Source organism: Mechercharimyces sp. CAU 1602, assembly GCF_024753565.1.
In the GTDB taxonomy this organism is placed as follows: Bacteria; Bacillota; Bacilli; order Thermoactinomycetales; family JANTPT01; genus Mechercharimyces.
In genome coordinates, this window is record NZ_JANTPT010000001.1 from 665065 (window position 1) to 689698 (window position 24634).

Genomic DNA, 24634 nt, shown 5'->3' on the forward strand with positions numbered 1-24634 from the left:
AATCCCGATCTATGGGAAGAGAAACGAAGTAGAGGAGAGAGATAAGAATGGAATCAATAATTTTGAAAAACGGTCGCATCATTGATTGGGAGAAAGAAGAGATAGTAAGAGCTGATGTTCGAATTGAAAACCAAATCATAATGGAGATTGGTTCGGAATTAGCCTCAGACGGAGTAACCGTGATTGATGTAGAGGGCCGCCTTATTTCCCACGGTCTTATCGACTTACACGTTCATCTGCGTGAACCAGGATTTGAGGCGAAAGAGACGATCGAAAGCGGAACGATGTCGGCCGCACGTGGTGGATTTACAGCAGTTGCCTGTATGCCAAATACGAGGCCTGTGACGGATTGTCCTGAGGTGATTGAGGCAATTTTACAGCAGACTGAGAAAAAGGGAGCAGTTCGTGTATATCCTCTAGCTGCTATTAGCAAAAATGAGCTTGGACGTGAGTTGACCAATATGGAGGCTTTGCAGGAGGCAGGTGCGATTGCTTTCTCTGATGATGGGGTGGGGGTACAAAGTAGCCACATGATGAAAGAAGCGATGAGAATGGCAAGTCGATTGGGCTTACCTGTAGTAGCACACTGTGAGGATAATACATTGGCGCATGGTGGATGTGTTCATGAGGGTACGTTTTCAGCAAAATATGGATTGAAAGGAATTCCAAACACAGCTGAGTCGGTGCACGTAGGCAGGGATATTTTATTAGCAGAAGATACTGGGGTTCATTATCATGTGTGCCATATCAGTGCGAAAGAATCGGTACGATTAGTGCGGGAAGCGAAAGCAAGGGGACAAAAAGTGACCGCAGAAGTGACTCCACATCATTTACTCTTAAGTGACGAAGATATTCCAGAACCATCTGCTCAGTATAAGATGAACCCACCGTTACGTGCCCCAGAAGATCGTGCGGCCGTGCTAGAGGGGTTAAAAGATGGCACGATCGATGTGATCGTGACTGATCATGCTCCACATACAGTGGAAGAGAAAGCACAGTCGATGTCATTAGCCCCTTTTGGAATCGTGGGTTTGGAAACGGCATTTCCTCTTTTGTACACCCATTTGGTGGAGCGCGGGGAGCTTTCTTTGCTGCAGCTGATCGACTGTATGACGCGGAAGCCAGCAGAGTTATTTTCACTAGGTGATGGTCAGTGTCGTGTTGGTGCGATCGCAGATTTAACGGTAATCGACTTAGAAGAAGAGCGCGAAATCGATCCCGAGCAGTTTTTGTCTAAAGGAAGAAACACTCCATTTACAGGATGGAAGGTAAAGGGATGGCCCGTGATGACGATGGTGGATGGCAAGGTTGTATGGCAGGAAGAAGGTTGGAATCGAGGAGGCGAACAAGCATGAAAGCATATTTGCTCTTAGAAGACGGGACTTTATTTACAGGAGAATCGTTTGGTGCGGAAGGAACGACGGTAGGAGAAGTGGTGTTTAATACAGGGATGACGGGATACCAGGAGGTATTGACTGATCCCTCTTATTGCGGTCAGTTAGTAGCAATGACCTATCCCTTGATTGGGAATTATGGTATCAACCGGCATGATATGGAGGCGATGATCCCACATGTGCATGCGTTTATCGTACGAGAGCATGCAGACTCCCCTCATCATTGGCAGAACGAACTCCCTTTGGGGGCGTGGTTACAGCAACATGGCATTATGGGGATTTCAGGGATTGATACACGCATGTTGACACGGAAACTACGGCGACATGGAACGATGAAAGGGCGAATTACGACAGCAGATGAGCAGATCGAGCAGATGCATCAACAACTACAACAAACTCCTCTTTTACGCGATCAGGTTGCACGCGTCAGCACAAAAAATCTATATACCATTCCACATTATGGGAAACGGGTTGTGATGATCGATTATGGTGCGAAAGCGGGTTTAAAGCGTGAGTTGGTGAAACGTGGTTGTGAGGTGATCGTAGTCCCCCATGATACAACAGTGGATGAGATTGAGCGACTAGGACCAGACGGGATATTTCTCTCCAATGGACCAGGGGACCCTAAAGATGTTCCGTACGCGATTGAAGTGGTAAAAGAAGTTTCCCAGCGCTACCCCACATTTGGAGTTTGTCTCGGTCATCAGTTGTTAGCACTCGCTTTTGGGGGAGATACGGAAAAAATGCAATTTGGTCACCGAGGTTGTAATCATCCTGTTACCGATCTGGCGACGAAAAGAACAGTGATTACATCGCAAAACCATGGGTACGCAGTTTGTGCTGATTCGATAGAGACCACGCCGCTAGTTATCACCCACTTGGCTCTCAATGATGGGAGCGTGGAAGGGCTGCGACATCAGACGCTACCTGTCTTCTCGGTGCAATATCATCCAGAGGCAGCACCAGGTCCACATGATTCTGCCTATTTGTTTGATCAGTTTATTGAAATGATGGAATTCCAACGGGAGCAGGAGGGGTTACAATATGCCGAGAGATGAGAGTTTGAAAAAAATTATGGTGATCGGGTCAGGTCCGATTGTGATTGGACAAGCGGCAGAGTTTGATTATGCAGGTACACAGGCTTGCCAGGCATTGCGCGAAGAAGGGGTAGAAGTAGTATTGGTTAATAGCAACCCCGCTACTATTATGACTGATACGGAGATGGCAGATAAGGTATACATGGAGCCGCTCACCCCTGAATTTTTGACGCAGGTGATTCGTAAGGAGAGGCCCGATGGATTGCTCCCTAGTTTGGGAGGGCAGACGGGACTTAATTTGGCAGTGGAATTGGCACGCCGTGGAGTGCTGGAACGGGAAAACGTGCGTTTACTTGGAACGGATTTGCGAGCTATAACGTGTGCGGAAGATCGTGATCAGTTTCGCCAATTGATGAAGGAGCTGGGGGAGCCTGTCCCTGAAAGTGTAATTGTAGAAGCAGTGGAGGAGTCAATAACGTTTGCCTATGAAGTAGGGTACCCAGTCATTGTGCGTCCGGCATATACGTTAGGTGGAACTGGTGGCGGGATTGCGCAAGATGAGCAAGAACTGCGTGAGATCGTTGAGAATGGATTGCGACAAAGCCCAATTGGTCAGTGCTTAATTGAGCAGAGCATTGCCGGCTTTAAAGAGATCGAGTATGAAGTGATGCGTGACGCTAAGGGAAACAATATTGTGGTATGCAATATGGAAAATTTTGATCCGGTGGGTGTTCATACGGGTGACAGTATTGTGTTTGCGCCTGTACAAACATTGAGTGATCGGGAAGCGCAGGGATTGCGTACTTCCTCCTTGCGAATTATTGAAGCTCTCGATATTCGTGGTGGTTGTAATGTACAACTAGCGCTCGATCCTCATAGCAAACAGCATTACATCATTGAAGTGAATCCGCGTGTGAGCCGTTCTAGTGCATTGGCTTCCAAGGCAACAGGATATCCAATTGCTCGTATCGCTGCTAAAATTGCGCTGGGATACACATTGGATGAATTGAAAAACCCAGTGACGGAGAAGACATACGCTTGTTTTGAACCCACTCTCGACTATGTGGTAAGTAAAATTCCACGTTGGCCCTTCGATAAGTTTGCCTCAGCCAACCGGAAATTGGGAACGCAGATGAAAGCGACTGGGGAAGTGATGGCAATCGGTCGTACGATGGAGGAATCTCTGCTGAAGGCAATTCGTTCGTTAGAATTGGATGCGGAGGATTTATGGTTGGCAGGTGCGGATCAATTAGCGAATGAAGAGTTGCAACGTCGTCTCCAGCAAGCAGATGATGAGCGAATCTTTCTGTTAGCAGAAGCGATACGCCGTGGATGGTCAGTGGAATTGATTCATGCCCTAACACAGATTAACTCTTTCTTCCTACAAAAAATTGAGCGGATTGTTTGCTTAGAGCGTGAAATTATGGAGGAAGGAATTAGTGATCGTGATCGCTTGTGGCGGGCAAAGCGGATGGGGTTAACTGATAGCACGATTGCTCGCCTTATTAGTCAAAGTGAGCGGGAGGTTCGACAGTTACGTGAGCAGTTTGGTATTAAGCCCGTCTACAAGATAGTAGATACGTGTGCAGCAGAGTTTGAAGCACAAACTCCCTATTACTACTCCACCTACGAACAGGAGGATGAAGTAACGCTGTCCGATAAGCCGGCAGTACTGGTACTCGGCTCAGGTCCGATCCGTATCGGACAAGGGGTGGAGTTTGATTATGCAACGGTACATGCGATTCTTGCTATTCGCGCACAAGGTCTTGATGCAGTGATTATAAATAGTAATCCGGAAACAGTATCAACAGATTTTAATATTTCGGATCGACTCTATTTTGAACCACTTCATCGCGAGGATGTACTTCATGTGATTGAAAAAGAGAAGCCGGTAGGTGTCATTGTCCAGTTTGGTGGTCAGACGGCGCTTCACCTAGCACGTGAATTAGAACAGGAAGGCATCCCGATTCTAGGCACCGATCTAGAAGCAATCGACCGTGCAGAGGATCGAAAGCAGTTTGAAGCACTGATGAGAGAGTTGGATATTCCCCAACCGCCAGGGGTGACGGTTACTTCGGAAGAAGAAGCGATAGAGCGTGCAGTGGATCTTGGATTTCCTATCCTCGTACGGCCTTCTTATGTTCTGGGAGGACGGGCGATGGAAATTGTATATAGCTCGAATGAACTGCGCACCTATATGGAAAAAGCGGTAAAAATAAACCCTGCCCATCCAGTTCTTATCGACCGTTATTTGCAAGGGAAGGAATTAGAAGTAGATGCGGTCTCAGATGGGGAGACAGTGTTGATTCCTGGAATGATGGAACATATAGAGCGGGCTGGAGTGCACTCAGGGGATTCAATTGCGGTTTATCCAACCCAGTCCATTACTGAAGCACAAAAGGAACGATTGGTGGAAGTAACTTCGCAGATTGCGAAAGCCCTAAACATTCGGGGCTTACTAAATATCCAATACGTGCTTCACGGAGAGGAAATTTATGTGTTGGAAGTAAACCCCCGTGCTTCACGCACCGTCCCCTTTTTAAGTAAAGTTACAGGAATTCCGATGGCACAAGTAGCAACCCGTGTGATGTTGGGGCAGACATTGGAAGACCAAGGGTATTCCGATGGTTTGTGGCCTGAAGATACGGCTGTGTCTGTCAAAGTACCTGTTTTCTCCTTTGCTAAATTGCGTCGGGTTGATATTACCCTCGGTCCAGAAATGAAATCGACTGGGGAAGTGATCGGGCGAGATCGCGATGTTGCACGGGCACTTTATAAAGGGTTACTTGCGGCAGGAATCTCACTTCCACGATTTGGGACAGTAGTTGCTACAATCGCAGATAAAGAGAAAGAAGAGGCGATTGCTTTACTGGAGCGCTTCCATGCGTTGGGATACCAACTGGTAGCAACCGAAGGGACAGCCGACATGTTGATGGAAGCGGGCTTACCTGTACGTAGAGTAAATAAATTAAAAGATGGCTCTCCTCACATTCTTGACCTCATTCGACAGGGGGAAGCAGACCTGGTCGTTAATACTTGGACACGAGGAAAAACGCCAGCACGCGATGGCTTCCGTATTCGTCGCGAAGCAGTTGAACATGGTATTGCCTGTCTTACCTCTCTTGATACCGTCGATGCATTATTACAAACATTGGAGTCGATCCATCTATCTGCTGAACCAATCCAGCCACCACATCGGGAGCTACCACAGCTGGTGGAGCGAACGGAGTATATTCGCCTGTAAAAAACGAGCACCAGGATGGTAAAAGAAGGGGAGGCGATGAAGATAGTGTCTATATTAGCGCGTGAACGCATTATGATCGCTTTAGATTTCCCAAACGTGATCGAAGCGGAACAATTTCTCTCCCTATGGGAAGTTGAGACTGAGGCGAAGCCAGTTGTAAAAGTAGGAATGCAGCTTTTTTATCATGCTGGTCCTGACTGGGTGCGTAAATTAAAGCGTGAGGGCTACACAATCTTTCTTGATCTGAAACTACATGATATCCCACATACGGTAGCAGGCGCGGTGGCGTCTGTTGCCCAACTTGGTGTTGATTTTCTTACCATACATGCAAGTGGGGGAAGTGAGATGATGAGAGCAGCCCGACAAGCAATAGAACAAACAAATCATTCTCTACAGTTATTGGCGGTTACTCAGTTGACAAGTACGGATCAAAAGATGTTAAACGAAGAAATGGGAATTAGAGGGACGGTAGCAGCATCAGTTATGCAGCTAGCACAAGTGGCAGTTAAATCAGGTATGACTGGTATCGTATGTTCTGCTCATGAAGTTGAGATGGTAAAGAAGGAATTTCCAGCTTTACTGACGGTAACTCCTGGCATTCGTCTTGCCCATGATGAAAAAGGGGATCAAAAACGGGTGTTAACCCCCGAGGAAGCAGTCCAGCGTGGAGCAGATCTGTTGGTTGTTGGACGTTCCATTACGCATTCGCTCGATCCAAAACAAGCGTATGATTCCATTTTAGAGCGATTATCACATGAAAACGAAAGGGGAGAGCGACCATGATGCGCGATTGGACACTAACGGATGCATTGGAGCGGAGACAGGTATTAAAAGAGGGGCATTTTCAATTATCGTCAGGGAGACACGGGACACAATATTTACAATGCGCTCAGTTGTTATGTTTTCCTGAGGAAGCAGAGGCGGCAGGAATAGCTTTAGCTAAGCTTATTCAAGAGGAATCGATTGACTTGGTCGTTGGGCCTGCGATGGGTGGAATCATTATTGCTCATGAAGTGGCGCGCGCGCTCCAGCTTCCTTGTTTCTTTACGGAACGTAAAGAAGGGCAGATGCAATTGCGGCGTGGCTTTACGATTCAGTCTGGATCTCGCATCGTTGTTATCGAAGATGTAGTCACCACGGGTGGCTCGGTTAAGGAAGTCATTCAGTTGCTCGAGAGTGCAGGGGGAACAGTGGTGGCTGTAGGAGCACTTGTGAATCGCAGTGGTGGTCCTTCTCCATTTGCACAGCCTTTTCACTCTTTGTTGGAGCTACCGATTGCTAGTTATGACCCAAAAGAGTGTCCAATGTGTGCAGAGGGGACTCCCGCGATAAAGCCTGGGAGTCGTGAACGGATGAAGTAATTACGATCATAGATAGGGGAATGAGAAAGCCAGCTTCTTTGACGGAAGCTGGCTCTTTGTAGAGTTAAGTTAGTTCGCATCGCTAAATTTGTATAGTATAATTACCTATGTAGTTAAAAGTTGTATTTTTTAATAAAGGTAATATATAATGATGTATAAGATGGAGATGAGTATTGTATGTAAATGAAGAGAATAAATAGAATGGGAAAGAGTGATAAAGGAATGATTACACCTGAGCAACAGCGATTACAAAACCTTTTTATTGAAATTTTTTTAATTATGAAGAAAGAGTTTAAATTTACTGATAAAAAAACCTTAATGCTTGCTGCTTCTACTTATGTAACAAATCAAAAGGATTTTAATCTGAATAGGTTTGTAAGTATTTATAAGTTTATAACAAAAAAAGCGAGGTGGTCGATGTATTTAAATTCGCATGTGCGCTATGCGATGGCTGCCTTATTAGATTCACGTTTTGCTGATCCAATGGATGCATTTGTTCGCCTAGACACATGTTATGATATGTTGGTAGCGGAAGGGTTTCGGCGTTCTTCTTATACATATATTGCAGCGTCTATACTCGTAGGAGATGAGCAACCTGACTCTGAAACAAAGAAGAAGGTGGAAAGAGCGCTAACGATGTATCGATTGATGAAAAAAGAGCACTTTTTTCTAACTGGGGAGGACGATTACCCTTTAACCGTATTATTATCGCAACACGAGGATAGAATCGAAGAGCTAGTGGATAAGATTAACTATGCATATAAGAAATTAGCTGGTTGGGGCTTTAAGAAAGGGAATGAGCTACAGCTACTTAGTCAGATCGTTACCTTAGAGGATGGATTGAAGGTAGAGGAGAAGGTTGAGTGTACTTATCATCTTTATCAACGAATAAAGGGGTCTACGATGAAGATCAAGCGGATGCATTATCCAGAGATCGGACTTCTTGCCCTGTTAGAAATCGGGGAGCAAGACATCCCTGTTATCGTGGAGATCAAGAAACAGTTGGATGGCGAAAAACTGTTGAAATGGCAGAGGGATCTCAATCTAAAGATGGCGATTCATCTGTATGTGAGCAGTTATAGTTACGATAACAACATAGCAAACACAGGTCTTCTTACAGCGGTGGAAGGGATTATGCAGGCACAGCAGATGGCGATGATAGGTGCCGTGGTAGGGGCAACGGCTGTTTCAGCTTCGACGGGTAATTAAATAAAAAAGAAGGGTAGACGCTACCCTTCTTTTTTATTTACTTCCGAAAGTTTGGATGAGCGGATAGTTTAAGCGTGTGAACATGTCATCCAGTAGGGGAAGCGAAAGACCGACGACGTTATAGTAGCAACCTTCAATCCGATCGACTAACACAGAGCCTAGGCCCTGAATTCCATAAGAACCCGCTTTGTCCATAGGATGACCTGTCAGAATATATGAGGCGATCGTTTCAGGGGTAAGCATTCGCATATGGACGTTTGTCATGCGGATATCGTCGATCGAACGTACGGTTTTGTGTGCTTCAACTTCTCGAATAGCAATGCCGGTATATACTTGGTGAGAGCGGCCTTGCAAGCGGTTGAGCATGGTAGTAGCATCTTTCGCATCGCGCGGCTTACCTAATATATCTCCATCGATGACAACGATAGTATCAGCTCCAATCACGATGGCATCGGAATATTCGGCGGCAACAGCTTCCACCTTTCGTGAAGCTAAACTTTTTGCGATGATGTCTGGAGAGGTGTGGGAATGATCGATTGTTTCGTCCACGTGGCTGGTATGTACCCGAAAGGAAAGCCCCAATTGAGTGAGGAGCTCCTTCCGACGTGGAGAGCCTGAAGCTAAGACCAGTTCTTTATTCACTATTCATCACCTAGTTTCGAGGAAGTAGTATATTTAACTGATGGGGAGTTTATTCTTAAGCAACTATTTTGAATTTCTTAGGATAACGACTACCACGATACTGAATCATTTTCCTAAACATCTTTCTTGATTTTAACATTAAAAAGCCTCCGATGACAGGTTGTACATCAGGTTGTGGATTGGATTCAATGATCCATACCTTGCCATGGCGATCAATGCCAAAGTCCAAGCCAATCTCGCGGCAATAGGGCGAAGTACCCGTATGATTTGCGATCAGTAGCCCTAATTTCTCCATTTTTTCGATCAGTTCGTCAGGCGGAGCTTGGATATTAGAACGAGTGAGTGCTTCTTTTACTGGCAATACTTTTGCTTTCCCGCGAGCCACATTGGTAACGACCATCCGAGTGTTACCTGCTTTTCGCCCGTGGTAACCAGTTACCACCCAAGGAGTAGAGATTTTCTTTCTTTGGATCATCACACGAAAATCGAGAGGACAGCCTTTGATCTGAGCTAACGGGATATATTGTTGAATGAGATAACGTGATCCTCCCCACCGCACCAACTTTCGTAAATATTTCTCAACTCGATTTTTCTTCACTGATAAAAAGCGTTTTCCCGAATAACAAATCTCTATTTTATTTGCTGGCAAGAGGGTGACACGAACGACTGCATACCCACCTGTCCCTCCAGAAGGTTTTAAAATGATCGCTTTATGTTTGTTTAGCATACTCCACATTCTCGCTGTTTTCCATAAGCACGTCTCGGGTAGGGATTTTGCTATCTGCTTGTGTTCTTTTAATTCATTGTATATTCTCCACTTATAACCAATCTCTCTCATAATAGACAAGTCTCCAATCTGCTAAAAATAGTCTGACCTATGAGATTAACATAGTCGATTATATTTTATGTAGAAGGCTTTCATTTTGTTCTGTATTCGAGGAGAGTCAGAAGTGGATTTCAATCGCGAAAAGGGCGCATCACACAGTTGAGCCCTCTACTCATCCCATCAGGATGAGTAGAGGGCTTATAAGTAGAATTAAACTTTCTTTTGGTGCGCATCTTTTAACCATTGATAGATGGTTTCTTCACTTGGTGTGACATAAAGTGTTTTTTGCTCTTCATAGGTGACATAACCTGGCCGGGCACCGCTTGGTTTGCGAACATGTTTAATCAAAGTGTAATCAACGGGGACCTGACTGGAATTTCGCGCCTTGCTATAATAGGCAGCGAGCATGGCAGCAGTGTAGAGAGCATCTTCGCTCACCGCTTGAGTGCGAATAACAACGTGTGAGCCCGGAATATCCTTGGTATGAAGCCAGGTGTCCGTAGCGGCTGCGATTTGGTGGGTTAGGCGATCATTTTGCTTATTATTTTTACCCACGAGGATTAAAGTACCATCTTTACTATAGAAGGTGAGCGGCTCTGGCTTCACCTGTTTCTTCTTTGACTTCTTCTGCGTTTTTAAGAAACCACTTTCATGTAATTCTTCTCGAATTTCATCAATATCTGTGATGGAGGCATTTTCTAATTGAACGAGTACGGTTTCTAAATAGTGATTATCTGCGATAGCTTTATCAATTTGTTCCTCATTCCATTTGCGTACTGCTTTTGCTTTATTATATTTTTTAAAATATCTTTGAGCATTTTCAGCTGGAGAAAGTTCTGGATCGAGAGCGATCGTCACAGTTGGTGTGGTTTCATCATAAAAGTTGATAGCAGAATAACTGCTGTCACCGCGCTTTATATCGTGCATGTAGGCAGTGATCAGCTCTCCATGCATACGGAATTGACCCGCCTCAGCAGCTGCTTGTACTTCTCTTTGTAGTTTTCGTATCTTCTTTTCATTTTTATCGCGTTCGTTTTTCAGTTTGCGAATAAGATCTAAACTTTGCTGCCGGGTACGATCACGCTCTGCTTTGCCATAATAATAAGCCTCCAAGCAGGTACTTATTGAATCATAAGCCGTACGCCGTTGTTGTGATTGGTGCATAAGTTGTAAAGCCGAAAATACTTGTTTCCCTTTTTCGTTTGTGGTCACGTTTGGGGTATAGCGATGGGCACGCACATCTGAAAACACTTGGTTGAATGCATCCCATAGTTCTGTGGGACGACCTAATCCAGCGCGAAAAATGATTTCTTTTGCGATCATCGGTCCAAGGCCGCTAAATTGCATAACTAACTGTTGATCCATGCGTCCACTATTAAAATCGAGTCTCTTTAAAAAAGATGGTTGGTCTAAAAGTAAAGGATTTTCTTTCTTTTGTTCGGGAGGAGGCAGATAGATGGCTCCAGGTAGTACTTGTCTATATTGGCTGATAGAAGGTGTTACATGTTGGATTCCATCCAATATTTTCCCTGATTCTGGGTCGACGAGGATAATATTACTGTGTCGTCCCATCAATTCTATGATTATACGTCGATACCCTTCATCCCCCAACTCATTGCGGGCTCGGATATTGATGTGAATAATCCGTTCTAGCCCCACTTGTGAGATGTTTTCGATAAAACCACCTTCACAATATTTACGTAGCAACATACAAAACATCGGTGGTACTTTAGGTTGTGCCATTGGATTCTGGCTAAAGTGAACTCGTGGGTAAGCTGGATGGGCAGAAAGAAGTAGCCGCTTGTTTTCCCCCTGCGTCCGGAGGTGAAGGAGAAGTTCATACTCTGTCGGCTGATATATTTTAGTAATTCGTGCTCGCTGTAGCGACTGTAACTCATGTACAACTGCTCGGGTGACAATACCATCAAATGCCATGAGGAGTCATCCTCCTTTCAAAACGTGTTTCTTTTGTTATGCTCTAGTATACACGAAAAGGAGGTATATGCGGTTTTATAGAGAAATATTAAGAGTTCATTAAGTGTGGAAAATAGTATTTATTTCTCTAAACAACGGATACACAAGATATTACCAATAATATTTTGTGTCGTTGAAGAAGGACTTTTTATTACATAAGGCGAATAGGTTCAACTAGAAATATTCCATTATTTCATCTCTTATGTTTATTTATTTAATAAATAATCTTATATGTTTATTGTTGGGGAGGGTAGCACGTGTCTGATACATTACTTCAAGTTCGTAATTTAAAAACACACTTCTTTACAGATGATGGGACGGTACCTGCAGTGGACGGTATTGATATCGAGGTGAAGAAGGGAGAGACGCTCGGCTTAGTAGGTGAGTCTGGATGTGGTAAGAGTATGACTTCCCTGTCAATCATGGGCTTGATTCCGGGAACGGGCAAGATCGTGGAAGGGGAAATAATATTTGAGGATACTGATTTAACGAAAAAGAAAGATATTGAGATGGAACGAATTCGTGGTAATCATATCTCTATGATCTTCCAAGAGCCGATGACCTCATTAAATCCAGTTCTTAAGATTGGAGATCAATTGACGGAAGGGCTTCTTATTCATCACAAACTGCATAAAGAGGAGGCATGGAAACGGGCTATAGAAATGCTGAAGTTGGTTGGATTTTCGAGAACGGAAGAATTGATGAAGGAGTATCCGCACCAACTTTCAGGTGGTATGCGCCAGCGAGTGATGATCGCAATGGCGATGGCGTGTAACCCTAAATTGCTGATTGCGGATGAACCGACAACTGCGCTGGATGTAACGATCCAGGCACAGATCCTTGATTTGATGCGTGAAGTAAAAGATAAATTCGAATCCTCGATATTATTGATCACTCATGATTTGGGTGTTGTGGCAGAAATGGCGGATCGAGTGGTGGTTATGTACGCAGGTCGTGTGGTTGAGGAGGCACCGGTGGAGGAGTTGTTTGAAAATCCAAGTCATCCTTACACACAAGGGTTGATGAAATCTGTCCCCAGTATTGACGATGACGGCACGGTGGATCGCTTGTACTCTATTAGTGGCAATGTACCAGCACCAGATGAGTGGCCGACGGGGTGTAAGTTTGCTCCACGTTGTGAACATGCATGGGATCGTTGTTTACAAGCAGATCCAGAGTTATATGAGTTAGGTACGGGTCACCGTACTCGTTGTTTCCTCCATGATGCAAAAGGAGGAGAAAAATAATGAGTCAGCCATTGTTAGAAGTAAAAAGCATGAGTAAGTACTTTCCAATACGTGGAGGAGTTTTAAAGAGAGTTATCGGTCAGGTGAAAGCGGTCGATCAGGTTAGCTTTACGATCAGGGAAGGGGAAACGTTTGCTTTAGTAGGAGAATCGGGATGTGGGAAATCAACGACTGGACGGACAGTGATGCGATTATTGGATCCGACAGAGGGACAGGTACTCTTTCAGGGGAAAGATATTGCCCATCTCTCACGTAAAGAACTTCGCATGGCACGTCGTGATTTACAGATGGTGTTTCAAGATCCGTATGCATCGCTTAATCCGACGATGACGGTGGGTCAGCTGATTGAAGAGCCGATGCGGATCCACGGTATCGGAACAGGGAGGGAAAGAAAAGATAAAGTTCTCTCATTGATGGAAACAGTAGGGCTTAACGGAGCCTATATCCAGCGTTACCCCCATGAATTTTCAGGCGGACAGCGTCAGCGTATTGGGTTAGCGCGTGCATTGGCATTAAATCCAAAGTTAATTATTGCTGATGAACCAGTATCGGCACTAGACGTTTCTATTCAATCCCAAGTGCTTAATTTGATGGAAGATTTGCAAGATCAATTTAAACTAACTTATATCTTTATTTCCCATGATCTTAGTGTTGTTAAACACATTTCTGATCGGGTGGGTGTAATGTATTTGGGCCGTATGGCAGAGATCGCTCCAAAAGACGATCTATATCGCAGACCGGCTCATCCGTATACCCAAGCACTCTTATCTGCTGTACCTGTACCAAACCCGAAACGGAAGAATGAGCGTATTGTGTTGACGGGAGATGTTCCCAGTCCAGCTAATCCTCCTCGGGGATGTGCTTTTCACCCTCGTTGTCCCAAAGTGATGGATCGTTGCAAAGTGGATCGCCCCGAATTGCAACGTATTGGAGAGGATCATTTTGTGGCTTGTCATCTCTTTGATGAACAAGGATAACGGGGAGGGTTGGCTCATACAATGGTGAATGAGGATTAAGAAACTCCCTTCTCACGAGCAGATTGTGTGTGATGATTTATGACGGAAGAGTGGTTCGTAAAACGATGTAAAGGGGGTGGGGCGGACTTCGGAAAGGAGGAATGTACCAATAGTAAGGGAATGTAAGCACAGCGACGACAGTCGTCAACGAACAAAGAAAAAAGATGGAGGGATAAAAGGATGAAACGCAAATCTTTTCTGTTGAGTTTAGCGCTTATGATGGTATTATCTGTTTTTTTAGCGGCGTGTGGTCCTAATAATGCAGATAAAGGAGATGATGGTGCCGCGGCAGGTGATCCAGTAGAGGGTGGTAAGGTAACACTGGCAATGTTTAGCGCGCCGAAGGGACTTTTTAATCCGATTTTTTATGAGGATCAATATGATGTCTATGTGCTCAACTATTCATTTGAACCTTTGTTTGTACGAGATGAGAAGTTAAACCTTACACCTAACCTAGCAAAAGAGTGGAAGTTTTCTGATGATGCTAAAGAGTTGACCATCACATTGGAAGACGGTGTTAAGTGGCATGACGGCGAAGCTGTCACTGTGGACGATATGATCTTTGCTTGGGAGACGATTGCTGATAAGGATTATACAGGACCTCGTTTTTCTGATGTTGCATCCATAGTAGGGGCAGAAGAGAAAAACAAAGGGAAGGCAGAAACCATCTCTGGTATTGAAAAAATTGATGATTTAAATGTAAAGGTTACATTTAAAGATCCGGCGGCAAACCACCTTGATAAATTGTGGGGTTTCCCTATTCCTGAGCATTTGTATAAAGATATCCCGATCAAAGAAATGCCAAATGCTGATGTAACGATGAAAAAACCGATTGGGAATGGTCCATTTAAAATTAGTGAAATCAAACCAAACGAATACGTTGTTCTTGATAAAAACGCTGATTATTTTAAAGGAAAGCCTTATCTTGATCAGATCGTTTGGAAAGTAATTGCCCAAGATGTTGCCCTAGGTGCTTTACAAAATGGTGAAATTGACTTCTTACCTCAGATTGCACCGAAAGAATTTGATACTTTGAGTAAAGATGATTCCCTAACGATCAAGGAAACACAAGATTTTGGATATCAGTATATGGGTTTCAACTTAACCAAAGAAAAGTTGCAAGACAAAAAATTACGTCAAGCGATGGTATATGCAATCGACCGCCAAGGAATCGTGGATGGCTTGTTGAAAGGGCATGGATCTCTGTTAAACCAGCATATTCCACAGGCGAGTTGGGCGTATAACGAAAGTTTGAAAGACGCCTATCCGTATGATCCAGAAAAAGCGAAAAATATTTTAAAAGAAGCTGGGTACGTAGATAAAGATGGTGATGGCTTTGTTGAGGATCCAAAAGGGAACAAGTTGAAGCTGAAACTGTCCTACCCAACGGGAAATCCGGTACGTGAGCAATCAGCTCAACCGATTACTGAGAATTTACGTGCAGTGGGTCTTGATGTGAAGTTGGATCAGCCGGCTGAAGTAGCGGTTTACTATGACAATGTAGAACAATCCAAGTATGAACTCTTCCTGGCTGGATGGGGCTTAACCCCGGATCCTGATCCAAGTGGAATTTGGCTTAGCACAGATCAATGGAACTTCTCGCGCTGGGATAGTAAAGAGAGCGATAAGCTGATCAAGAGTGCAGTAACAGCTAAAGATGCCATTCAAGATCAGAACAAACGTAAAGAGTATTATGCAAAGTGGACTGAATTAGTTAGCGATGAATCTCCGTACGCTTTCCTCTACTCTCAAAACACCATTGAGGCGTGGAACAAGCGGGTGCAAGGTGTAACATTCGACTGGCGTGGCGCGATCCAACACCCAGATGTGTATAAATGGTGGGTCTCAGAGGATAAGTAGAAGAAGCAAAGTTCAGGCAGTGTGATGTAGTGGAAAATTTCGGGCGTGCAGCAGGATTACACGGCTGTACGCCTTTTATATTGGAAAGGGGGCTGTCACATTTGTTGCAATATATGGTGAGGCGCACATTAATTTTTATTCCTATGCTCATTATTATCTCTATGATATTGTTTGCTCTTATTCAAATCGCTCCAGGGGATGCTTTTACAGGACAGTTTGATCCCAATCTCGACGCTGCGCATTATGAGAAAGTACGTGCTCAGTTTGGTTTAGATAAAAGCCCGGTAGAGCAGTATTTTATTTGGGTTAAAAATGCCGTTCAAGGAGAGTTAGGAATCTCCTTTCGTCATAAAGTTCCGGTGTCAGAGTTGGTGAAAGATCGAATTGGCAATACAGCTTTACTTGGTATTAGCGCTATGATTTTAACTTATCTGCTCGCTATTCCGCTTGGTATATTTTCAGCACAACGACCATACAGTTTTGCTGATTATACGCTTACGGGTGCCGCCTTTATAGGATTGTCTATGCCCAGTTTTTTTGCCGGTTTACTTCTCATATATCTGTTTTCCTTTCAGTTTGATATCTTTCCTTTTAGTGGAACAGTAACAGCAGGTGCTAATTTCGGTACATTTGCGTATATGATGGACAAGCTACATCACTTGTTTTTACCAGCTGTCACATTATCGATTATCAACATGGCTTCCTATACCCGCTATACGCGCGCAAGTGTCTTAGAAGCAAAGACACAAGATTATGTTCGAACTGCGTATGCCAAAGGAGTCTCTAAAAATGTGGTGTTGCGCAAACATGTTTTGCGGAATGCGTTACTCCCGCTGGTAACCCTGTTGGGATTGGACTTTGGGATAATATTGAGTGGTGCCGTGATTACAGAAACGATTTTCAGCTGGCCGGGATTGGGGCAATTATTAATTGATTCGATTATAAACCGCGATTATCCTATTATGATGGCTTTAACGATGATGGGTTCGTTATTCGTCTTATTGGGAAATTTGCTAGCAGATATCTTATATGCGGTTGTCGATCCGCGCATTCGCTATGATTGAGAGGTGAAAAAAATGGGAGAACAAAATTTAGAAACAAATATAAATCCGATAGTAACACCACCTGAATCGAAAGATAAAAAAGGAAAGTCCCCTCTTCAACTTGCATTACGTCGATTTTTAAAGAATAAAATGGCACTTGCAGGAATCATTATTCTCATATTGGTCACCTTGATGGCTGTTTTTGCACCCTTATTAAGTAGCCATGACCCACTGAAGACAGATTTATATAATACGGAAGCAAAGCCAAGCAGTGAGAATCTCCTTGGTACAGACGAGACCGGTCGGGATAATTTCTCGCGGCTTCTCTTTGGGGGACGAGTCTCACTTTTGATCGGGGTTATGACCATGCTAGGAACCGTTTTTATTGGAGCAACACTGGGTGCGATAGCAGGATATTATGGAAAGTGGATCGATACCTTGGTGATGAGATTTACCGATCTTGTGTTAGCTCTTCCCTTTTTGCTACTAGTCCTGTTCGTTATCGCTGTGGTAGGGAACACTGGGATGTGGATGTTGATCGGGATTCTTATGCTCGTGGTGTGGCCACAGACGGCACGAATCGTACGGGCGGAATTTTTATCTCTACGTGAACGTGAGTTTGTTCTCAGTGCTCGCGCGGCAGGTTGTCGTGATTCCCGTATAATTTTCCGTCACATAGTACCAAATGCCATTGCCCCACTCATCGTTAATGCGACATTATTGATGGGGTTGATGATCACAATTGAATCATCCCTTAGCTTTCTCGGGTTTGGAGTGCCGGAACCAACTCCTACTTGGGGGAACATGTTAAACTCAGCACGCAGTATTCGAACGTTATCTACGGAGCCGTGGCGATGGCTCCCACCTGGATTTTTAATCGTCATAACAGTTCTTGCTATCAACTTTATTGGTGATGGGCTTCGGGACGCATTTGATACGAAATCAACCCGTAGATAAAACATAGCTGGGTGTTACGATGAGAGGCATGTAATTTGGATCACAAGTAATGGGTTGTCACTTAGCGCTTCTGCTGTTTATATGGCAGAGCGCTTTTTATTCGCAAAATATAAGTGTATAGGGGGAGTTAAGGTGAGTTCCTATTTGGATAGATTAAAAAGGCAGCTCCCATCATTACAAGCACTTACCACTTTTACAGAGGATTTGCGTGAAGTACCCCTTGACCAAAATCAGATAGAGCGAGCAATTCTGCAGGCAGAAGTAGAATGTGCTGGTGAGAAGGTAGAGGAAGATAAAGAAGCGGCTCTTTTTTTGTGTGGCTACTTAGGAAATGCTTATCGGGTGGTGGGCGATGTAGCGCGCGCACTTAACTATCTGAAGCAAGCGCTAGGTTTAGCTGAGGAACTTGATAATGTGAGACAGCTAATTGTTGCACTCCTTCGTTTGGGCGAGGCATATAAATATGCAGGCGATCTGAAACAGGCAGAGGCGTTATTTATTAAAGCACAGACTAAAGCGACAACTCACGACGTGACCCCGTATATCGACTTTTGTTTGCAACATTTAGGAAAGTGTTTGTGGGAGCAGGGTAGAGGAACAGAAGCGAAGGCGTTGTTAACTGAAGCACTGCGATTACGCAACATGAAAGGTGATAGAGACTTAATCGCTTCAACGCAATTGGCACTAAATGTTGTAAATCGACACACTACCCGATTGGAAAAGCACAACTAACTATAGGAGTGAGGAATCTGGCCTCGCGAAGTTATTGGATAAGTGGCTGTTGATTATGAGTATCGCTTTGTGAAGGTGATCAAGGAAATTCGAACCAAGTGTCGTACTTAAAAATTCCGACGGACTGTCTTATCTCTAGCAAGTTTGACGTCCGCTTTCATCCGTTAGCATGTTGCCTCTAAAAAAGGGCGAATCCTCTTATGCCCGCTTCTACGGTATATCCCTCTTTTTTTTAATCTCACTTCTTTTTTTCTAACATCCTTTATCCTATCATCTTTCATTCTGAGTGTTTGCCCACAGCTTGTCATGATTAGTGGCTTGTCTGAATAGAGTAGTTTAGAAGAAGTGAGAGAGAAGGGGGAGAACTTGTGTCTGAGAAAAGTCGCTGGCTTGACTGGGATGTAAACAGAGTATTGGAGCACTTTAATGTTCGCTCTCAGCAAGGGTTATCTCATCAAGAAGCAGAAGAGCGCCTGAAAAAAATAGGATTTAACCAATTGACGCAGGCAAAAAAAGCGTCATTCTTTTCCTTGTTTATTGACCAATTTCGTGACTTCATGGTACTTGTCTTATTAGCTGCGACCTTAATTTCAGGATTGTTAGGGGAATATACAGATGCGATTGCTATCATCGCTATCGTTATCATTAATGCAATTCTTGGATTGGTACAAGAATATCGTGCCGAAAAATCATTAGATGCCTTAAAGCAGCTATCTGCCCCTACCGCTAAAGTGATCCGCGCAAGCGAAATCAACCGTATTACTAGTAATGAAGTGGTTCCCGGCGATATTGTTCTTTTAGAGAGTGGGGATCGGGTACCGGCAGATGTACGAATCATACGTGCAGACAATCTTCATATTGAAGAAGCCGCCCTCACGGGGGAATCTCTACCTGTAGAGAAAAGTTCAGATCGTCTTCCGCACGCAGATGTTCCTCTCGGAGATCGTACAAACCTTGCTTATATGGGAACCATGGTTGTTCAAGGAACGGGGCGCGGGATTGTGGTGGCAACGGGAATGGGAACCGAAATGGGCAGGATTGCCCACCTGATTGAATCGACAGAAGAAGTGGAAACCCCACTGAAGCGACGTCTGGAACAGTTGGGGAAAATCTTAATTGTGATAGCTTTATTGCTTACCGTTGTTGTTGTTATGACAGGAATTTGGCATGGACAAGAAGCTTATAATATGTTTTTAGCAGGTGTTAGTTTGGCAGTTGCCGCTATCCCTGAAGGGTTGCCCGCAATTGTTACTATTGCCCTCGCTCTAGGAGTGCAGCGCATGATCCGGCGCAGAGCGATTGTGCGCAAGCTTCCTTCAGTAGAAACACTAGGATGTGCTTCTATCATATGCTCGGATAAGACAGGTACACTTACAACTAATAAGATGACGGTAACCAATGTGTGGGCAGATGGCTCTTTGATTTCAGTCAAAGGGACTGGATATGAACCAACGGGAGCATTCCTGCAAGGGTCACGCACCATCTCACCTCGTCATAATCATTCGCTACAGCGATTACTTGAGATTAGTATTCTCTGTAACAATGCTCAACTTGTGCAAGATACTCAGCGAGCTGGAATGTTGCGTCGTAAACAAGCAAATTGGAGAATCGAGGGGGATCCGACAGAGGGAGCTTTGCTCGTAGCTGGTGTTAAAGGAGAGTGCGATATAGATGCTTTGCATCGGACGTGGAAACGTGTACGTGAATATCCCTTTGATTCCAATCGTAAAATGATGTCTGTCTTAGTACAGCGTTCTGACGGTAAACAACAACTCTTAACCAAAGGAGCACCGGAGGTCATTCTTGCACGCTGTTCACACTTGGTGTATAAAGGGAGAATCACGTTATTAAACGATACACATCGCCGTGATATTGCTAAATCGATGGAAGAGCTGGCGCGCAAAGGCTTACGCAATCTCGCATTTGCATATCGTGAAGTTGCAGGAAGTGTAAGTCAAAATGAACAGACGATGGAGAGAAACCTCGTCTTTATCGGATTGGCGGCAATGATCGATCCACCACGGGAAGAAGTGAAGGAGTCTATTAGACGTTGCCATCAAGCGGGGATTCAAACTGTCATGATTACAGGAGATCACCATATCACCGCTGAAGCCATTGCAAGGCAGATTGGGATATATACTAATCAAGACCTTGCTGTAAATGGGAGTCAACTGCAGCAGATGAGCGATGAAGAGTTAGATGCGCAAGTGAATCAGATACGAGTGTATGCACGTGTTTCTCCGGAACATAAATTGCGTGTGGTTAAGTCTTTACAGCGGCAAGGGCATGTGGTGGCAATGACAGGGGATGGCGTAAACGATGCACCTGCAATTAAAGCTGCCGACATCGGTATTGCTATGGGGACTACGGGTACAGATGTTTCTAAAGAGGCATCTGCGTTGGTTTTGGCAGATGATAATTTTTCTACGATTGTTGCTGCTATTGAAGAAGGACGCAGTATCTATGATAATATAAGAAAGTTCATCAGTTATCTTTTAGCAAGTAATGTTGGAGAGATATTGGTCATGTTTTTAGCGATGCTGGTTGGATTACCACTACCGCTAGTCCCTATTCAAATCTTGTGGGTTAATTTGGTGACGGACGGTTTGCCGGCCATGGCATTAGGGGTAGATCCAGCTGAAGAGAATACCATGAAGCGTCCCCCTCGCAACAGTAGAGAAAGTATTTTTGCACGGGGGGTAGGGTGGAAGATAATGACGCGTGGTCTACTGATTGGATTAAGTACACTCGCCGCATTTTGGGTGAGTTACACGGAGATACCCTCTGATTTAATGCGTGCACAAACGATTGCTTTTGCTACTCTAGTGTTTGCACAGTTGATCTATGTATTTGATTGTCGCAGTCAACGTTCTGTGTTTGCGCGTTCTCCGTGGGATAATCGATGGTTGTTGCTTGCAGTAACTTCTTCGGCACTCTTATTGATGGTCGTAATGTATTATCCCCCATTACAGCCCATCTTTCATACTGTATCTTTGGATATGAGAGAGTGGATATTGGTCATTATTGCCTCTGCCTTACCGACACTTCTAGCCGGACTACTGGATACCATTGTATTACGTCGTCATCAATATGAAGCCAAATCCGCATAAAATAGAAAAGTGATGTGGAGTATCGATTTGTGCGCAGGATCTGATAAAGGAGATAGGTATAGATGAAATTTACGAAGATGAATGGACTGGGAAATGACTTTATTATTATCTGTCAAGACGAAGAGCCAGATATAGATGTAACACTTGTACAGCAAATGTGTGACCGTCACTTTGGCATTGGAGCAGACGGGGTTGTATATGTGCTCCCATCTGTTGTTGCAGATGCGCAGATGAAAATCATGAATGCAGACGGTTCTGAACCTGAACAGTGTGGCAACGCTATTCGCTGCGTTGCCAGGTTTTTATATGAACGGATGGAAATGAAGAAAACTTCTATTGTCATTGAAACAAAGGCGGGCTTACAAGCGATTCAAATGCGGTTGGATAGCGAGAGGGTGACAGCTGTTCGTGTTGATATGGGAGAACCCACTTTACATGGGGCGAATATTCCTACCCGCAGCAATGAGGAGAGAGTCGTTGACTATCCGTTACAATGTGAAGGGAAAGAATATCGCATTACAGCTGTGTCGATGGGGAATCCTCATGCGGTTTTATTTGTGGAGGATGCACTTCATTATCCGATAGAAGCAGTGGGAGCAAAATTGGAGCACCATCCTTTCTTTCCTAACAAGAGCAATATTGAATTTATCTCCATTAAAAAGCATGATGAAATAGATATGCGTGTCTGGGAACGCGGAGTAGGTCAAACATGGGCGTGTGGATCAGGTGCATGTGCCGCAGTGGTAGCCGGAGTGCTGAATGAACGGACGGCACGTAAAGTTACTGTTCATTTAAAAGGCGGGGATTTATTGATAGAGTGGGATCGTGAGAGTAATCACGTCTTTATGGAAGGGCCTGCTCAGTTTGTGTTTGATGGCGATTGGCTATTGTAAACAAGAGGTTTTTTGACGTGTGATGCAGAAATGAAATATGATATAAGAAAATAGATACTCATCATCAGTATGGATGCAAGGGGGCGTTGTAGGATGCGGTGGTTTTGGCCAGGATTTCTTGCTTTTATAGCAGTAGTCTCTGTTCATAAATATTTACAACTAGAAGATTTAATAGATAAAGGTATTGATAGCGGAGGAATTACGTTACAAATTTTAGGAATCCAGTTGGTGGAGCATGTTTCGGCGGTGGATGTATCTATGTATGCAAATGGATTTTTGGCGCTAGGGATTGTTATGGGTCTGTTTGCGATTGCGCTCGGAAGCTATTATATATACAAAGGCATTAAGGAGAAGGAAGCAGATCAGATGGAGAAACAAGTGAAATAAGAAGGATCGAAAAGTGTGAATGAGCGATTTACATAAGCGAATCCGGCTTTTACTTACTCTCTCAAGGGTGGGTGGAAGTCGGTTTTGTTGTATAAGATGGCAGTATAATAGATGAATTGACAATATTAATATCTTCTTCATAGTAGCTTTATGTTCTCTTGATCATTTACTAGTACTCTAAGTAATGAGTGTCAGGAGTTGCATTACTTGGAGGAGGAATCATGGTGAAGCAAAACAACATGAAAAAAATCGCAGGTATTGCTCTGGCTGGAGTCTTAGGAGTGACGACTTTATGTGCAGGGATGACGGCCGATGCCAAAATGGAGCATAAGCCACAAAAAGAAGCGAAAAATATCATCTTACTCGTCGGTGACGGCATGGGACCTACGCAAATTTCAGCAGCAGCTTATTTAAAAGGAGAGGGTTACGCGTCTGGCAGCTTAGCGCTTAATCGCTTTCGTGATGTGGGGTATGCCACTACTTTCTCCCATGATAATCGGGTGACAGATTCATCTGCTGCCGCCACTGCCTTTGCTACTGGTCATAAAACGGATAATGGAGTTGTGGGACAAGCTCCAACAAATGAGGTGCATGTATCAGGAGAAGAAATGGTGGATGTGGAGTCTGTGCTAGAATTAGCAGAAAAGAAAGGGAAAGCGACAGGCATGGTGACGACGACCCGTCTTACTCATGCTACTCCAGCTTCTTTTGCCTCCCATGTGGAGAGCCGTGGATTAGAAAATGAAATTGCTACACAGTTGTTACAGCGAGATATCGACGTTCTCCTCGGTGGAGGAAAACGCCACTTTACGACCGAAGCTGAGGGTGGACGGCGTGACGATGGTGTAAATCTATTACAGGAAGCGAAAGAAAAAGGTTATACTCTTGTTGAAGATCGTCAATCCTTACAAAAAAGCAAGTCTAAGAAATTATTGGGTCTATTTAATAGTAGTCACATGAATTATGAGTTGGATCGGTCAGAAACGAAAGAACCTAGTCTTGCAGAAATGACAAAAAAGTCACTTAAGGTTTTAAATAAAGATAAAGATGGGTTCTTTTTGATGGTTGAAGGTGGTCGCATCGATCATGCGGGTCATGCCAATATGTCAGCTGCCAATATGACGGATATGTTGGCGTTTGACGATGCTGTAAAAGAGGCGTATCGTTTTGCTCGCAAAGATAAAAACACCCTTGTAATCGTGACTGCAGATCATGAAACAGGTGGCATGTCGCTGGGGGCTAATGGTACTTATGCATTTAACAAAGAAGTGATTGAGAAGCAAAAGCGGACTACTGAATTTATGGGTGCTCAACTTAACGAAGATCGCAGTAATGCGGCGGATGTCGTCGCCAAGTATGCTGGGATTACAGATCTGACTGAAGCTGAGTTAGAGACGATACGCACTGCAGAGTACGATTATTTAGGGATTGCACAAGTGATTAGTGAAAGGGCAAATGTGGGTTGGACAACGACGGGTCACACGGGTGTAAATGTGCCTGTCTACAGTTATGGTCCTCGTTCACGTTATCTGACTGGTACAGTGGATAATACAATGATCGCTCACGTTATTGAAGAAGCACTCCATAAAAAATAAATGAACAATTGTAAAGATCAGCCGCTTGCGGTTGGTCTTTTTTGTGTTGTTTATGCAAGGATTAAAAATTGCCTACCTAGTGGAGTCACCTCATTTACTCCTTATTA

Annotated in this window: 19 protein-coding genes; 16 read left to right on the forward strand and 3 right to left on the reverse strand. The window is 44.1% G+C overall.

What is annotated here, in order from left to right; genetic code table 11:
- The first annotated feature begins 47 nt into the window (after positions 1-47).
- From NXZ84_RS03555 to NXZ84_RS03580, 6 genes are all read left to right on the forward strand, one after another.
- On the forward strand, positions 48-1355 hold the full coding sequence (locus tag NXZ84_RS03555; RefSeq protein ID WP_258838902.1) for a dihydroorotase: 1308 nt from the start codon (positions 48-50) through the stop codon (positions 1353-1355).
- The gene (locus tag NXZ84_RS03560; RefSeq protein WP_258838903.1) at positions 1352-2452 is read left to right on the forward strand and encodes a carbamoyl phosphate synthase small subunit; all 1101 of its coding nucleotides are present in this window, start codon (positions 1352-1354) and stop codon (positions 2450-2452) included. The genes NXZ84_RS03555 and NXZ84_RS03560 overlap by 4 nt, the downstream gene beginning before the upstream one ends.
- Positions 2439-5675: a carbamoyl-phosphate synthase large subunit gene (gene carB, locus NXZ84_RS03565; protein ID WP_258838904.1), complete on the forward strand. Its 3237-nt coding sequence runs from the start codon at positions 2439-2441 to the stop codon at positions 5673-5675. The genes NXZ84_RS03560 and carB overlap by 14 nt, the downstream gene beginning before the upstream one ends.
- 36 nt (positions 5676-5711) lie before the next feature.
- The gene (pyrF, locus tag NXZ84_RS03570; protein WP_258838905.1) at positions 5712-6458 is read left to right on the forward strand and encodes an orotidine-5'-phosphate decarboxylase; all 747 of its coding nucleotides are present in this window, start codon (positions 5712-5714) and stop codon (positions 6456-6458) included.
- Entirely contained in the window at positions 6455-7036 is a 582-nt protein-coding gene (gene pyrE / locus NXZ84_RS03575; RefSeq protein WP_258838906.1) for an orotate phosphoribosyltransferase, read from the forward strand. Before pyrF ends, pyrE begins: the two co-directional genes overlap by 4 nt.
- Before the next feature lie 201 nt (positions 7037-7237).
- Positions 7238-8245 (forward strand): DUF4003 family protein, encoded by a 1008-nt coding sequence (locus NXZ84_RS03580; protein ID WP_258838907.1) that lies wholly within the window; start codon positions 7238-7240, stop codon positions 8243-8245.
- A 33-nt stretch (positions 8246-8278) separates the two neighbouring features.
- Here NXZ84_RS03580 and NXZ84_RS03585 read toward each other — a convergent pair whose 3' ends face one another.
- The 3 genes from NXZ84_RS03585 to NXZ84_RS03595 form a co-directional block, all read right to left on the reverse strand.
- Positions 8279-8887 carry a Maf family protein gene (locus NXZ84_RS03585; protein WP_258838908.1) on the reverse strand — a complete coding sequence of 203 codons (609 nt, stop codon included), beginning with the start codon at positions 8885-8887 and terminating at the stop codon, positions 8279-8281.
- Positions 8888-8942: 55 nt separating this feature from the next.
- Positions 8943-9725: a YheC/YheD family protein gene (locus NXZ84_RS03590; RefSeq protein WP_258838909.1), complete on the reverse strand. Its 783-nt coding sequence runs from the start codon at positions 9723-9725 to the stop codon at positions 8943-8945.
- Between the two features lie 198 nt (positions 9726-9923).
- Positions 9924-11648: an Rqc2 family fibronectin-binding protein gene (locus NXZ84_RS03595; RefSeq protein ID WP_258838910.1), complete on the reverse strand. Its 1725-nt coding sequence runs from the start codon at positions 11646-11648 to the stop codon at positions 9924-9926.
- 296 nt (positions 11649-11944) lie between these two features.
- On the opposite strand from NXZ84_RS03595, the gene NXZ84_RS03600 reads away from it, so the two are divergent.
- The 10 genes from NXZ84_RS03600 to NXZ84_RS03645 all read left to right on the forward strand — a co-directional run bounded on the left by NXZ84_RS03600 (position 11945) and on the right by NXZ84_RS03645 (position 24527).
- Positions 11945-12934, forward strand: coding sequence for an ABC transporter ATP-binding protein (locus tag NXZ84_RS03600; RefSeq protein WP_258838911.1), 990 nt, complete (start codon positions 11945-11947; stop codon positions 12932-12934).
- Entirely contained in the window at positions 12934-13911 is a 978-nt protein-coding gene (locus NXZ84_RS03605; RefSeq protein ID WP_258838912.1) for an ABC transporter ATP-binding protein, read from the forward strand. The genes NXZ84_RS03600 and NXZ84_RS03605 overlap by 1 nt, the downstream gene beginning before the upstream one ends.
- A 219-nt stretch (positions 13912-14130) precedes the next feature.
- Positions 14131-15810 carry a peptide-binding protein gene (locus NXZ84_RS03610; RefSeq protein ID WP_258838913.1) on the forward strand — a complete coding sequence of 560 codons (1680 nt, stop codon included), beginning with the start codon at positions 14131-14133 and terminating at the stop codon, positions 15808-15810.
- Between the two features lie 29 nt (positions 15811-15839).
- Entirely contained in the window at positions 15840-16874 is a 1035-nt protein-coding gene (locus NXZ84_RS03615; protein ID WP_258838914.1) for an ABC transporter permease, read from the forward strand.
- 12 nt (positions 16875-16886) lie between these two features.
- Positions 16887-17810 (forward strand): oligopeptide ABC transporter permease, encoded by a 924-nt coding sequence (gene opp4C, locus NXZ84_RS03620; RefSeq protein WP_258838915.1) that lies wholly within the window; start codon positions 16887-16889, stop codon positions 17808-17810.
- A 132-nt stretch (positions 17811-17942) separates the two neighbouring features.
- The gene (locus NXZ84_RS03625; RefSeq protein ID WP_258838916.1) at positions 17943-18542 is read left to right on the forward strand and encodes a tetratricopeptide repeat protein; all 600 of its coding nucleotides are present in this window, start codon (positions 17943-17945) and stop codon (positions 18540-18542) included.
- Between the two features lie 368 nt (positions 18543-18910).
- Complete coding sequence (locus tag NXZ84_RS03630) at positions 18911-21652, forward strand: calcium-transporting P-type ATPase, PMR1-type (RefSeq protein ID WP_258838917.1); 2742 nt, start codon at positions 18911-18913, stop codon at positions 21650-21652.
- Positions 21653-21714: 62 nt separating this feature from the next.
- The gene (gene dapF, locus NXZ84_RS03635; RefSeq protein ID WP_258838918.1) at positions 21715-22545 is read left to right on the forward strand and encodes a diaminopimelate epimerase; all 831 of its coding nucleotides are present in this window, start codon (positions 21715-21717) and stop codon (positions 22543-22545) included.
- Between the two features lie 93 nt (positions 22546-22638).
- A complete protein-coding gene (locus NXZ84_RS03640; RefSeq protein WP_258838919.1) occupies positions 22639-22932 on the forward strand; it encodes a hypothetical protein in 294 nt (97 codons plus the stop codon).
- 224 nt (positions 22933-23156) lie between these two features.
- Positions 23157-24527 carry an alkaline phosphatase gene (locus NXZ84_RS03645; RefSeq protein ID WP_258838920.1) on the forward strand — a complete coding sequence of 457 codons (1371 nt, stop codon included), beginning with the start codon at positions 23157-23159 and terminating at the stop codon, positions 24525-24527.
- The last annotated feature ends 107 nt before the right edge of the window (positions 24528-24634 follow it).